The organism is Streptomyces sp. NBC_00887, assembly GCF_045207585.1.
In genome coordinates, this window is sequence record NZ_CP108788.1 from 3,020,660 (window position 1) to 3,033,997 (window position 13,338).

Genomic DNA, 13,338 nt, shown 5'->3' on the forward strand with positions numbered 1-13,338 from the left:
TTGCGGGGTGGTTATCGGGCGGTGCGGCGGGCCACGACGTGGAGGCGGTCACCGTCGGCGGTGCGGCCTGGGCCGTCGCCCGGCCGCCAGGCCGGTTCGGTGCGCGGCCCAGGGCCGTCGTGCAGCGCGAGGACCTCGAAGCCGTGGGCGGTGAGGAGGTGGCGCAGTTCCTGGGGGAACAGCAGCCGCCAGGCGGAGCGCTCCTCGACGGGCGGTGTGCCGTCGTCCGTGCTCCAGGTGCGGGTACGCCGCAGGAGTTGGGCCGTACGGTCCACGTCCAGGACGGTGGTCGAGCGGTAGGTGGTGCCGTGCCAGGTGAATTGCGCGACGGCGGGACCGGCGGGTGGTTCGTTCCGGCCGAGGAAGTACGCACCGTTGCGCATCTCCGCGACCAGCAGGCCGCCTTGGGCCAGGGCGCGGCGGCAGGAGGCCAGGAAGCCGTCGAGCTGTTCGTTCGTGTGGCAGTACAGCAGCGAACTGTCCAGGCACACCGCGGCGTCGAAGGCCCGCCGGCCGAGAGCGAATCCGCTCAGGTCCGCGCGTGTGTACACCGGTCCGGGGTGGTGGACACGGGCGTGGTCGAGCATCGAGGCGGAGAGGTCGACCGCAGTGACGCGGCGTCCTGCACGGTGGAGGTGGGCGGCGTCGCGTCCGGTGCCGCAGCCCAGGTCCAGGACCGTCGGGCCCGCCCCGTACCGTCGCAGGCAGTCCTCGGCCCATCGGCCGGCGAGCCGGCCGGGGTCCGGGAACCGGGCCTCGTACAGCGCGGGCCGGTCGGTGAGCAGGTTCCGCGTCCCCTCGGTTCCCGTGTGCTTCATGCCGTCACCGGCACGGGTGACGGGTGCGCCGCGGGAAGGGCGCCCATGCGGTGGAGCCACGCCACGCCACCTGCGGATACGAGGCCGAGCACGAGACAGCAGACCCAGGGCAGCAGGCCGGCGGCGCTGCCCGTCCCACCGCGCCCGGCCGCGTCCATCGCCCAGCCGACGGCGGTGTTGCCCACCGCCGCGGCGATGCCGGAGACCGCGTAGAAGATCCCGAAGTACGTTCCCGTCAGTTCGGGCCGCCCGAAGCCGGGGATGAGTTCCATGACGAACGGCTGCGCGGTCATGATCCCGAGATGGAGCAGGAAGGCTCCGGCCAGTACGGGCAGGGCGCGCAGGACGGTGTCCGCGGGACCGCCGGGCGGTGCGCCGGTCCCGGCCAGTGTCATGGGCGGTATGAAGGCGAGCGCCATGAGGGCGAGACCGGTGGCTATCCAGCGGCCCCTGCTGCCGCGTCGCTTCAGTACACGGGTGATCCGGAGCTGCAGGGCGAGGCCGGCGAGCGTACCGACGAGGAAGACGAGTCCGGCCGCACCGTCCCAGCCGGTGGCCCGGCGGGCACTGTCGGGCAGCAGCAGGTAGAGCTGGTTCTCCAGGGTGAACATGCCGACCATGACCAGTGCGAAGGCAAGGAAGGCGCGGTTGCCGACGGCTTCCCGCCAGTCGGCGGTGACGCTGTTCGTGGCCGGTGGCACGTCGCGGGCGGGGAGGACCACGGCCTGGGCGACCGTGAGCAGGGCGAAGATCGCGGCGGCGGTGAGCGCGGAGGCCCGGAAGTCGACGAGGAGCAGGGCGCTGCCCAGGAGCGGGCCGATGAGGGCGCCGGTGGTCGCGAAGACGTTGAAGAGCGCGAAGGCCTCGGCCCTGCGCTCTCCCACCTCCTGGGCGAGACAGGCACGGACGGCCGGGTTGAACAGGGCCCCTGCCACTCCGCTGAGCACCGAGGCGGCGAGCAGGACGGGCAGTCCGTCGCCGAGGGCGAACAGGGCGAAGCCGACGGTGCGTATCGCGCAGCCGGCGATGATGACGCCGCGCGCGCCCAGCCGGTCGGCGGCCGATCCGCCGATGAGGAAGAGGCCCTGCTGGCTGAGGTTGCGGACTCCGAGGACGATGCCGACGACGGCTGCGGACATCCCCAGGTTGTCGCCGAGGTGGACGGCCAGGAAGGGGATGAGCAGGTAGAAGCCCGTGTTGACCCCGAGTTGGTTGACCAGGAGGAGCCTGATGGCGAGCGGGAGACCGCGGATCTCGTGCAAGGTCCTCATGACGCCGCCTCCTCCGACGTCCCGTGCTCCACCGCAGTGCGCTGACGCACGCCGAGTCCCGGCCGCCCGGTCGTTCCCACGAAGCCGTCGGCGCCGCCGATGCCGGTCCAGGGGTCGTGGGCGAGCAGCAGGTGCCCGTCGAGGTCGATCCAGCGGGCACGGTCGGCGATGTGGACCGCCGGGGCGATACCTAGGGTGCTGGCGGTCAGACAGCCGAGCATCAGGTCCGTCCCGCTGCCCTCGATGAGGGCGGCGATCCGCAGTGCGGCGTGGACTCCGCCGCACTTGGCGAGTTTGACGTTGATTCCGTGGACGCGTCCGGCGAGCCGCCGGGCGTCCTCGTAGGTGACCGCGTCCTCGTCCGCGATGACGGGCAGCGGGGACCGGGCCGCGAGTCGTGCCAGGGCCTCCGGGTCGCCGGGGGCGAGCGGCTGTTCCACGGCCTCGACGCCGAGTTCGGCGAACCGGGGCAGGAGCCTGCGGGCCCGGCCCGCGGACCAGGCCCCGTTCGGGTCGAGGAGGAGCCGGGCGCCGGGGGCTGCCGCGCGGACGGCCCGTACGCGGTCCAGATCGGTTTCCTGGTCCCGGTCGCCCGCCTTGATCTTGATGACGGAGAACCCGGCGTCGGCGAGCAGGCGCGCCCTGGCTGCCGCCCGGCCCGGAGAGGTGAGGGAGATCGTACGGGCGGTGGCGGCCCTCGGTGCTTCGGGGGAACCGAGGAACGCGTGTACGGAGGTGGCGGTGCGTTTGCCGACCAGGTCGAGGAGCGCCGCTTCCGTGGCGGCGGTCACGGCGGCGGGGGTGTCCGGGGCGGTGAGCTCGCCGACGCGCAGTGCGTGCAGTGCACTCTCCGGCCCGGCGAAGCGGGTGAGCCGCCCTGCGACGTCGGCCAACAGCCTCTGCAGTGCCGAGGTGCCGAGGCCGTAGAAGACGCTCGTGACGGCCTCGCCGTGACCGCGCAGCCCTTCGTGTTCGACGGTCAGCCGTACGGCGTCGCGCGCGGACATGGTCGAGCGCGAGATGCGCAACGGTTCCGCGAGGACGAGCCGGCCGGTGTGCTGGGTGACGTTCACCGTTGCCTCTCCAGGTGTTCGGCGAGCGGGTCGGTGACGGTGGTGCACCTGGCCCATCCGGCGTTCTGGGCGGCGCGCGGGTGCGGGATCTCGACGGGTTCGGTGGCCGCGCGGTCCGGGGCGATTCCGTGGGCGGTCGTGAAGTCGTCGTCGTAGACGCTTCCGAGGTAGCGGTGCGGTCCGTCGGGGAAGACGGTGGCGACGGCCGCGCCCGGCCGGGTGCGGGCGGCCCACGCGGCGACGCGTGCGACGGCACCGGTGCTCCAGCCGCCGCTGACGAAGTTGCCCCGGGCGAGGCGCCGGCAGGCGTCGGCGGCCTCGGCCGGACCGACCCAGTGGACCTCGTCGAAGACGTCGTACGCCACGTTGCGCGGATGGATGCTGCTGCCGAGCCCGCGCATCAGGCGTGGTGCCGCGGACTGCCCGAAGATGGTGGATCCGGTGGAGTCGACGGCGATCATGCGCAGCGCGGGCCAGTGCCTGCGCAGCGGTCCGGCGATCCCGGCACTGTGCCCGCCGGTGCCGACGCTGCACACGAGGATGTCCAAGTGGTCGAGCTGAGTAGCCAGTTCGGCGGCGAGCGAGGCGTAACCGGCTGTGTTGTCGGGGTTGTTGTACTGGTCGGGCCAGTACGCGCCGGGCAGCCGGCCGAGCAGGTCGTGCAGCCGTTCCAGGCGGGCGCCCTGCCAGCCGCCCCGTGCGGCCGGGCGGTCGACGAGCTCGAGCCTGGCTCCGTAGGCGCGCAGCAACTGCCGCATGGACGGTTCGAGTTCACTGTCGCCGACGAGGACGACGGGGTGGCCGAGCGCCTGTCCCGCGAAGGCCAGACCTATGCCGAGGGTGCCGGAGGTGGACTCCACCACGGGTGCTCCGGGGCGCAGTTCGCCGCGTTCCTCGGCTCCGAGGAGCATCGACACCGCGGCCCGTGCCTTCATTCCGCCGACGGCGTGCCCTTCGAGCTTGGCCCAGAAGCCGGGGTGGGGTGCCGGGAGCCCTGTCGTGATCCTGGCCAGCGGGGTGCGGCCGATCAGTGCGAGGAGTTCGCGGTGGGGTGCGAGGGTCTGTGGTGCTGCCGCTGTGGTCACAGGGTGCCTCCGTCGTCCGCCGGGTGGTCGTGTTCGGTACCGGGTCCGCCGTCGCCCGCCCGGTAGCGGTGGACGGTGCCGGGTCCGCCGTCGAGCCAGAAGAAGGGGTACGGCTCCGCGCAGACCGCGGTCACTCCGGCGCCGAGGAAGCGGGGCAGCACCGCGCTCCCTGTCTGGGCGAACATGACGAGGGGCTTGCCGTGGTCCAGGGCGCGACGGCGCAGCGGATCGAAGGTTCCGTTGCCGAGCGTCATGCCGGAGGCGAGCACGGCGTCGCAGTGCGCGACGGCGTCCAGGGCGTCGGTGGCGATGGGTTCGCCCCATTCGGTGGTGCCGCCCTTCAGGTCGCACGGCAGGCCGGTGATGCCCCGTGTGCGCAGTTCGGCGAGCAGGGAGTTGACGACTCCGACGACCAGGACCGTGCCGCCTGGTGCGACGGCCAGCAGATCGACGACGGCCTTCGCCCGCGCACGGGAGCGCTCGATCGACGTCCCGGCGGGTACGGACACGGCTTGCGCCCGGTCCGCCCGGCCGTGTGGCAGGACGTCCATCAGGTAGGCGTCCAGCGCCGCGACCCGTACCGGCAGCAGCGGATGGGCGAGGAGGCCGGCCACGTCCGCACCGGCGCAGTCGTCGACCGTCCCGGCAGGGAGGGCGCCTGGTTCGACGGAGCACGAGCCGACGGCCCGGCCGAGGCGGAGGCTCAGCACCTCGTTGCGGTACCCGCCGCGCCGCCCGTCGTGCCGTACGGCCTGGGACGTCGTGAAGGCCACGGCGATCCGGCGGGCACGGGGATCCGGACCCAGCTCCCCGGCCAGTGCGCGGCGCAGGAGCACGTCGAGGGTGAGGGTCCCGGCGTCGGTGGGAGTGGTCGTCGTCATGACCGCACCAGCCGGGGGCGCAGGCCTGCGAGCAGCGACTCGACGCGGTCACGGGCACCGAGCCCCGCGGCGTCGCCCGCCATGACGTGGCCCAGGTAGGCGTTGTTGCTGTCGGCCGCCACGACCGTACGTCCCGGTTCGGCGAGCTGGATGTCGAGCACTCCGTCGGCGTCGCGCAACCCGGCGGAGCCCTCGACGGAGGCCAGCGTGCCCGTGGTGTCCGGGACCAGGAATCCGATGGCTGCACTGCGCAGTCCGGTGTCGCGCCGCCGGAGATCCGGCCGGCGGCCGAGCGCCACGTCGACACACGCGGCAGCGAGGTCGATGCCGGTGACGTGCCGTACGAGTTCGGTGATGCGGTTTCCCGCGGGGCGCGGGTTGACCTCCACGACGCGGGGTCCCTCGGCGGTCAGCTTGATCTCGGTGTGCGCCACGACGTCGTCGAGTCCGAGTGCGGTTCCGGCGCGTACGGCGGTGTCCGCGGCGGCGGCGATCCCGTCGGGCGTGAGGTCGGCGGGGAACATGTGACCGGTCTCGACGAAGGCCGGCGCACCGCCGACGCTCTTGTCGGTCACCCCGACGACGTGGACGGTGCCTTCGTACGTCACGGTCTCGACGCTGACCTCGGGGCCCCGCAGGAACTCCTCGAGGAGGATGTGGGCCGTGCGGCGCTGTCCACGGGCGTTGACGGGGAACGCCTCCAGGGCACGGCAGGCCGCGGCCAGTTGTGCCGCGTCGTCGACACGCCGGACGAGCATGCCCGCGCACAGGTCCACCGGCTTGACCACCAGCGGATAGCCGATGTCCTGCGCGGCCTCCGCCGCGGCGACCGCGTCCTCGCAGACCGCGAACCGAGGGCCCGGGAGGCCCGCGGCGGCCAGGATCCGGCGGGTGGCGTCCTTGCGGCAGGCGTTCTCCATCGCGTCGGGTGCCGGGCCCCGCAGACCGAGCCGGGCGGCGATACGGGCGGCCGCGGGCAGGTAGTAGTCGCAGGAGGTGATCACCCCGTCGAAGGGAAGGGCTCCGTGCAGCCGCTCGGTCAGCGGAAGCAGCGCTTCGAGGTCATTGGTCGGTGCCGTGACGACGTTCCGTGCGGTGAGCAGCGGATGGGCCGTGCCCTCCGGTGCGGTGCGGAGGTAGTGCTGCAGGTCGCGGGTGAGGAAGGTGAAGTGATGCCCGCCCTCACCCAGTGCCCGCGGCAGCAGTCTGCTCATCGATCCGACCCAGCTCTCGACGACCAACAGGTGAGCCACGAGCTCCCCCTTCTCACAGTGCCGTTGGGAATGGCGGGCAGGCAGAGCTCACCCCTGTACGGGGGCTGTCCTGCCCGACGGCTCACACGCTATCGATAATCGTTTTCATTGTCATCTAAAGCTTCGTCATGCCCTTTCGTGCACCGCTTCCGTTGCGGTGCCCGCTGGACCGGAGTGGAATTGCGTACAGGGACCCGGAACGGGCGCGACGATCCCCGGCGCCCCGCGGACGCGGCGGCAGCCCCACCCACCCCCGGATCGAAAGGAAGACACCATGAGCGACACCGACCGGGGGGACGACGTCTACCAGCCCCAGGAACCGGAAGCCTCCGACCCCGACGACCTGCTCGATGTGGAGGACACCCTGGACACCACAGGGGTCACCGACGTCCTCGACGAGGGGTACTCACCGCCCGATCGGCCGTGGGCGGTGAACGACGAAGGCACCACCGCGACGGAAGGACACACGGGCCAGTCCCTCGACACCCGTCTGACCAGGGAGATTCCCGAAGTCTCGGAAGACGGCGACGGGCCGGGAGATCTGGCCGACGGTGACGGCGAGCTCTACGACACGGAAGTGGGCACCGACCGCGCCGGACGCCTCACCCAGGGTGGCGACGGCCACGTTCCGGCCACACTCACCGCCCAGGACGTCGGCATCGACGGTGCGGCGGCATCGGCCGAGGAAGCGGCGATGCACCTGATTCCCGAGGAGGAGGACCTCCTGGGCGAGGAGACCGCCCGCTGAACGCCCACTCGTCGAAACCCGTACCCCTGACCGGCATCCCCGAACAGATTGCAGGAGCACCCATATGAGCGGCACTGCGCAGATCGGCGTCACAGGACTCGCGGTGATGGGCCGCAACCTCGCCCGGAACTTCGCCCGGAACGGCTTCACCGTAGCCGTGCACAACCGCACCACCGCGAGGACCGACGCCCTCGTCGAGGAGTTCGGCCAGGAGGGCACATTCGTCGCCGCGCACACCCCGCAGGAGTTCGTCGCCGCTCTGGAGCGCCCCCGCCGTCTGGTGATCATGGTCAAGGCGGGTGAGCCGACGGACGCCGTGATCAAGGAGTTCGCACCGCTCCTGGAGGACGGCGACGTCATCATCGACGGCGGCAACGCCCACTTCGAGGACACCCGTCGCCGCGAGAAGGAGTTGCGTGAACGCGGGATCCACTTCGTCGGCGTGGGCATTTCCGGCGGCGAGGAGGGCGCGCTGAACGGGCCGAGCATCATGCCGGGCGGTTCCGAGGAGTCCTACGCGTCGCTGGGGCCGATGCTGGAGAAGATCGCCGCCAGGGCGAAGGACGGCTCACCGTGCACCACCCACATCGGGCCGGACGCCGCCGGGCACTTCGTGAAAATGGTCCACAACGGCATCGAGTACGCGGACATGCAGCTCATCGCGGAGGCGTACGACCTGCTGCGGGCCGTCGCGGGCTACTCCCCCGCCCGGATCGCCGAGACCTTCCGCAGCTGGAACACCGGGCGCCTCGACTCCTACCTGATCGAGATCACGGCCGAGGTGCTCGCCCACACGGACGAGGCGACGGGCAGGCCGTTCGTCGACATCGTGCAGGACCGGGCGGAACAGAAGGGCACCGGCCGCTGGACCGTGCAGATCGCGCTCGACCTGGGTGTGCCGGTGTCCGGGATCGCTGAGGCCGTCTTCGCCCGCTCCCTGTCGGGACACGCCGATCTGCGCGAGGCTGCCCGTGACCTGCCGGGGCCTTCCGCCTCCGCACCGGACGAGGCGGACGCGGCTGCCTTCGCCGACCGGGTCGAGCAGGCGCTGTACGCATCGAAGATCGTCTCGTACACCCAGGGGTTCCACCAGATCAGGGCAGGTAGCGACGCCTACGGCTGGGACATCGATCTCGGGGCGGTGTCGGCGATCTGGCGGGCCGGCTGCATCATCCGCGCCGCGTTCCTGGACCGGATCCGGGCGGCGTACGACACCCGCCCCGACCTGCTGAGCCTGCTCTCCGACAAGCAGTTCGCCGAGGAGATCGGCGCGGCGCAGGACGACTGGCGCTCGGTGATCGGCGAGGCCGTGCGCCAGGGTGTGCCGACTCCCGGTTTCGCAGCGGCGCTCTCGTACTACGACGGGCTGCGCGCCGACCGGCTGCCGGCGGCGCTCACACAGGGCCAGCGGGACTTCTTCGGGGCGCACACCTACCGGCGCACGGACCGTGAGGGCTCGTTCCACACGCTCTGGGGCGGCGACAGGTCGGAGACCGCCACCGGCTGACAGCGGCGGCTCCTTCGCCCGGCCGGACCGCCCGGAGTGCGGCCGGGACGGGGCTGTGGATTAGTGGCAGGGAGCCCTGCCACCACCCACGGAGTGCGCGCATGCCCGAGGCCGTCCCGGATCCCGTCGTCGTCCAGCCCGTTGTCACGCCGCTGACCGGCGCCGCGTTGGTCCTGGTCGCCACGATCGAGCCGGGGGGCGAATCCGCGGTCCGCGAGGTGCTGCCCGATCTCGCCGCGTTCGCCCGCTCGATCGGCTTCCGGGTGCCTGACGCCGGACTGGCGTGCGTGACGGGTTTCGGCTCGGACGCCTGGGACCGGCTGTTCTCGGGTCCCAGGCCGGCCGCTCTGCATCCGTTCCAGGAGTTGCGAGGTCCTCTGCATCATGCTCCCGCCACCCCGGGCGATCTGCTGTTCCATGTCCGGGCGGAACAGATGGACGTCTGCTACGAGTGGGCGTCCCAGCTGCTCAGCAGGCTGGTCGGCGCGGTGAACGTCGTCGACGAGGTCCACGGATTCCGCTATTTCGACCACCGGGACCTGCTCGGCTTCGTCGACGGTACGGAGAACCCCGTGGGCGAGGACGCCCTGGCGGCGGCCCTGGTCGGCGAGGACGATCCCGCCTTCGCGGGCGGAAGCTACGTCATCGTGCAGAAGTACCTCCACGACCTGACCGGCTGGAACGCTCTCAGCACCGAGCAGCAGGAACGGATCATCGGCCGCACCAAGTTCAGCGACGTCGAACTCGCCGACGACGTCAAGCCCGCCGATTCCCATCTCGCACTGAACACCGTCACCGGCCCGGACGGCACCGAACAGGACATCCTGCGCGCCAACATGCCGTTCGGAAGCTTCGAACGGGGCGAGTTCGGCACGTACTTCATCGGATACGCCGCTGACCCCGGAGTGACCGAGCAGATGCTGCGCAACATGTTCCTCGGCAGCCCGCCCGGCTCTCACGACCGCATTCTCGACTTCTCCACGGCGGTCACCGGCACCCTCTTCCACGCCCCCAGCGCCGATTTCCTCGACGCCCCTCCGCCGTTGCCCGCTCCCGCCGGTTCCGGGGCCCTGCCGGAGCCGGTGTCCGCGCCTGTGCCGCAGTCCCCGTCCGCCGCCGCGGTCCGTGACGGTTCGCTGCGCATCGGCAGCCTGCAAGAAAGCGCCCAATGATGAACAACCTCCACCGCGAACTGGCCCCCGTCACCGGCGCCGCCTGGGAACAGATCGAAGAGGAAGCCCGGCGCACCTTCAGCCGCCACGTGGCCGGCCGACGTGTGGTGGACGTCCATGACCCGGAAGGTCCGGGCCTGGCCGCCATCGGCGACGGGCACCTGCGCGACATCGACCCGCCCACCCCCGACGTGATCGCCCGCGCCCGCACGTCCACGCCCGTCATCGAGTGGCGGGTGCCGTTCACGGTGACACGGGCGGCCGTCGACGACGTGGAACGCGGCTCCGAGGACAGCGACTGGCAGCCCGTCAAGGACGCGGCCCGCACCTGTGCGTTCGCCGAGGACATGGCCGTCATCGACGGGTACGCGGCGGCCGGCATCACGGGCCTGCGGGACGGTTCCTCACACACCCCTCTCGCGCTTCCCGCCGACGCCCGGGACTATCCGGCCGCCGTGAGCCAGGCGCTGACCCGGCTGCGGCTGGCCGGTGTCGACGGACCGTACCGGCTGCTCCTCGGTGCCGACGCGTTCACCGAGGCCACCGAGACCTCCGACCACGGCTATCCGGTGGCCACCCATCTGGCACGGGTGCTCGACGAACCGATCCTGTGGGCGCCCGCCGTCAAGGGCGGTGTGCTGCTGTCCACCCGCGGCGGCGACTTCGAACTGTGTCTGGGCCAGGACCTGTCCATCGGCTACCTCGACCACGACGCCACGGACATCCGGCTCTACTTCCATCAGGCCTTCACCTTCCGGATGCTGACGCCCGAGGCCGTGATCGGGCTCATCGCCTGACCTCGCGTGCCCGTACGTAGCCGGCGGTCAGGAGCAATCGCGCGCCCCGGGCCTGCGCAGGACCGACACTGGCCGTATGACGTCGACAACTCCCGTGAGCGAAACGGATCCCCTGCGCACCCCGTCCTCCACCAGGTTCACCGAGACGATCCGCCGGGCGGTCGCGGACGGTCTGCTCAGCGAGGAACAGCCCGTCGCCGGCTTCCTCGACGCGGACGGCGTGCGCGACTCCGTCGCCGCGCTGCACGACGCGTTCGCCGCCGTCCCCGGGGCGCCCGTGCTGCACACCTTCGCGGCCAAGGCCGCGTCCCTGGTCCCCGTACTGCGGTTGCTCGCCGACTGCGGCATGGGGTGCGAGGTGGCGAGCCCCGGCGAACTGCGGCTCGCCGTCGAGGCGGGATTCGCCCCGGCGAAGATCGTCCTCGACTCGCCCGCCAAGACCCGCGACGAGCTCCGGCTGGCCCTGTACCTCGGCGTCGCCGTGAACGCCGACAGCTTCTCCGAGCTCCGCCGTATCGGGGAACTGCGTTCGACCGGATCGGTGTCCGTGATCGGACTGCGGATCAACCCGCAGGTGGGAGGCGGTTCCATCGGGGCGATGAGCACGGCCACGGCCACATCGAAGTTCGGTGTCGCCCTGGGTGATCCCGGCGTCCGCAAGCAGGTCGTACAGGCCTTTGTCGAGCGCCCCTGGCTGACCCGCCTGCATGCCCATGTCGGCTCGCAGGGCTGTCCGCTCGAACTGATCGCGGAGGGCATCGCCGAGACCTACCGGCTGGCCGAGGAGATCAACGAGTCGGTGGGAACCCAGCAGATCACCGGCATCGACATCGGCGGCGGGCTGCCCGTCAACTTCGACGACGACACGGTCCGCCCGTCCTTCGCCGACTACGTCGCGGTGCTCCGTGCGGAGGTTCCGGGCCTGTTCGACGGCCGGTACGCACTGGTCACCGAGTTCGGCCGGTCCCTGCTCGCCAAGAACGGTTTCATCGGGGCGCGCGTCGAGTACACGAAGGACGCGGGCGGACGCCGTATCGCGCTCACCCACGCGGGGGCGCAGATCGCCACGCGCACGGTCTTCATGCCTGAGGCCTGGCCCCTTCGGGTCGGCGCCTTCGACGCCGAGGGCCTCCCCCGGACCGGGCCGCCGATGGTCCAGGACGTCGCGGGGCCCTGCTGCTTCGCCGGAGACGTCGTGGCTCACGCCCGGGAGTTGCCCGAACTGCGGGAAGGCGACTTCGTGGTCCTCTACGACACCGGGGCGTACTACTTCTCGACCCCCTGGGCCTACAACAGCCTGCCCCGTCCCGCCGTGTACGGCTTCGTCGACGACCCCGGCGGAGGCGGTGTGCGCTTCGCTCCGGTCCGGGACGCACAGTCACTGGACTCGGTGGCGGCGGAGAGCGGGCTGGGCCACGCCGCCGCACTGGTGGGCCTGAGTACCGGTGCCCGCGAAAAATAGTAGCCATGTACATAATATCCATGTACCTTATTTCTCATGAGCAGCACTCCCCCGAGCAGCACACCCTCCAGCGAATCTCCCTCCAGCAGCGCCCCCGAAGGGCCGACACCCGGGTTCCTCGTCTGGCGTCTCTCCATGAAGTGGCGCGTCGCCGTCGACAGGGCGCTGGTTCCCCTGGGTCTCACGCACGCGCAGTACTCGCTGATGGGGTCGCTCCACGGCATGCAGCGCTCCGGTGAACGCCCCAGCCAGCGCCGCCTCGCGGACCACACGGGCCTCGAACCCCTGTACGTGTCCAAACTGGCCCGCTCCCTGGAGACGGCCGGCCTGGTGGAGCGGACGCCCGACCCGGCCGACACCCGGGCGGTCCAGCTGGCTCTCACGGACGAGGGCAGAGCGGTCGCCACGCGAGCGGTCGAGGTCGTCCAGGAGCTCATGGACCGGCTGCTGGCACCGCTGGGCGGACTGGGCGGGCCGGAGGCCGAGGCGTTCACCCGGACGCTGACAGTGCTGCTGAACGAGCCATCCACTCCCAAGGAGCAGTCATGACCAGCACCATCACCGTCAACGGCCAGATCATCGGCAGGGCCCACTACGCCACGCGAGCCGTGCTCGAGAATGTGCTGGCCCGGTCCGGAATCACGTTCCACCAGGCGGTGGCCCTCAACGCGACCGCCGACGAGGGCGGCGCGACGGAGCGGGACCGGCTCACCGACCGCATGACGAGCACCCTCAAGGTCGACGCGGACACGGCCACGGCCACGATCGACACGCTCATCGCGTCCGGACTCCTCGGGGACAGCGGATCCCGCCTGGCACTCACGACGAGCGGCAGCGCCCTCCAGCACGACATCCGGACCGGGACCGCCGAGATCACCGCCGGTCTCTACGCGGATCTGCCCGCCGAGGACCTGGCCACGGCCGGACGCGTCCTGGCCACGGTCACGGAGCGGGCGAACGCGGTACTGGCCGCCGGGTGACGCGGCGCCCGCGGCTCATCCCGCGGGCTGCGGCGAGGGTTCCGGCTCGGGTACGGGCTCCGGGTTCGGGCTCGGCGGCGTCGGAATCGGGTCCGGGGCCGGACCGGGCGGCACGGGACCCGGCGGCACGGGCGGCGGTGACGGCACAGGCGTCGGCGGTCCCGGCACGGGCGGCGGCGTCGGCGCGGGCGGTACGGGGTCGGGGTACGGGTGGGTCATCTCGTGCCTCCAAACAGCAGCGAAAGGCGGAGTGGATCTCATCTCCACCGTCTCCCCGTGCGGCTGCCCGCG

At 71.7% G+C, this 13,338-nt stretch carries 13 protein-coding genes; 7 read left to right on the plus strand and 6 right to left on the minus strand.

From position 1 onward, the window contains the following. Window positions 1-11: 11 nt before the first annotated feature. Genes OG844_RS13755 through OG844_RS13780 form a run of 6 tightly spaced genes read right to left on the minus strand, consistent with a single transcriptional unit; the run spans window position 12 to window position 6,381 of the window. Complete coding sequence (locus tag OG844_RS13755; RefSeq protein ID WP_406390271.1) at window positions 12-818, minus strand: class I SAM-dependent DNA methyltransferase; 807 nt, start codon at window positions 816-818, stop codon at window positions 12-14. Further along, window positions 815-2,089, minus strand: a complete 1,275-nt coding sequence (locus OG844_RS13760) for an MFS transporter (protein ID WP_406390273.1) — start codon at window positions 2,087-2,089, stop codon at window positions 815-817. The genes OG844_RS13755 and OG844_RS13760 overlap by 4 nt, the downstream gene beginning before the upstream one ends. Next, complete coding sequence (locus OG844_RS13765) at window positions 2,086-3,162, minus strand: enolase C-terminal domain-like protein (RefSeq protein ID WP_406390274.1); 1,077 nt, start codon at window positions 3,160-3,162, stop codon at window positions 2,086-2,088. The genes OG844_RS13760 and OG844_RS13765 overlap by 4 nt, the downstream gene beginning before the upstream one ends. Further along, on the minus strand, window positions 3,159-4,247 hold the full coding sequence (locus OG844_RS13770) for a PLP-dependent cysteine synthase family protein (RefSeq protein ID WP_406390275.1): 1,089 nt from the start codon (window positions 4,245-4,247) through the stop codon (window positions 3,159-3,161). The genes OG844_RS13765 and OG844_RS13770 overlap by 4 nt, the downstream gene beginning before the upstream one ends. Next, entirely contained in the window at window positions 4,244-5,128 is an 885-nt protein-coding gene (locus tag OG844_RS13775) for a Rossmann-like domain-containing protein (protein WP_406390276.1), read from the minus strand. Before OG844_RS13775 ends, OG844_RS13770 begins: the two co-directional genes overlap by 4 nt. Next, complete coding sequence (locus OG844_RS13780) at window positions 5,125-6,381, minus strand: ATP-grasp domain-containing protein (RefSeq protein ID WP_406390278.1); 1,257 nt, start codon at window positions 6,379-6,381, stop codon at window positions 5,125-5,127. Before OG844_RS13780 ends, OG844_RS13775 begins: the two co-directional genes overlap by 4 nt. Window positions 6,382-6,655: 274 nt before the next feature. On the opposite strand from OG844_RS13780, the gene OG844_RS13785 reads away from it, so the two are divergent. From OG844_RS13785 to OG844_RS13815, 7 genes are all read left to right on the plus strand, one after another. Further along, window positions 6,656-7,129, plus strand: a complete 474-nt coding sequence (locus tag OG844_RS13785) for a DUF5709 domain-containing protein (protein WP_406390279.1) — start codon at window positions 6,656-6,658, stop codon at window positions 7,127-7,129. Between the two features lie 64 nt (window positions 7,130-7,193). Continuing rightward, the gene (gndA, locus tag OG844_RS13790; RefSeq protein WP_406390280.1) at window positions 7,194-8,636 is read left to right on the plus strand and encodes an NADP-dependent phosphogluconate dehydrogenase; all 1,443 of its coding nucleotides are present in this window, start codon (window positions 7,194-7,196) and stop codon (window positions 8,634-8,636) included. A 101-nt stretch (window positions 8,637-8,737) separates the two neighbouring features. Beyond that, window positions 8,738-9,808, plus strand: coding sequence for a Dyp-type peroxidase (locus OG844_RS13795; RefSeq protein WP_406390281.1), 1,071 nt, complete (start codon window positions 8,738-8,740; stop codon window positions 9,806-9,808). Next, window positions 9,808-10,605, plus strand: a complete 798-nt coding sequence (locus OG844_RS13800; RefSeq protein ID WP_406396121.1) for a family 1 encapsulin nanocompartment shell protein — start codon at window positions 9,808-9,810, stop codon at window positions 10,603-10,605. Before OG844_RS13795 ends, OG844_RS13800 begins: the two co-directional genes overlap by 1 nt. A 76-nt stretch (window positions 10,606-10,681) precedes the next feature. Next, window positions 10,682-12,067 (plus strand): diaminopimelate decarboxylase, encoded by a 1,386-nt coding sequence (locus OG844_RS13805; RefSeq protein WP_406390282.1) that lies wholly within the window; start codon window positions 10,682-10,684, stop codon window positions 12,065-12,067. A gap of 36 nt (window positions 12,068-12,103) precedes the next feature. Further along, a complete protein-coding gene (locus OG844_RS13810; RefSeq protein ID WP_406390283.1) occupies window positions 12,104-12,616 on the plus strand; it encodes a MarR family winged helix-turn-helix transcriptional regulator in 513 nt (170 codons plus the stop codon). Beyond that, the gene (locus OG844_RS13815; protein WP_406390285.1) at window positions 12,613-13,047 is read left to right on the plus strand and encodes a hypothetical protein; all 435 of its coding nucleotides are present in this window, start codon (window positions 12,613-12,615) and stop codon (window positions 13,045-13,047) included. The genes OG844_RS13810 and OG844_RS13815 overlap by 4 nt, the downstream gene beginning before the upstream one ends. The last annotated feature ends 291 nt before the right edge of the window (window positions 13,048-13,338 follow it).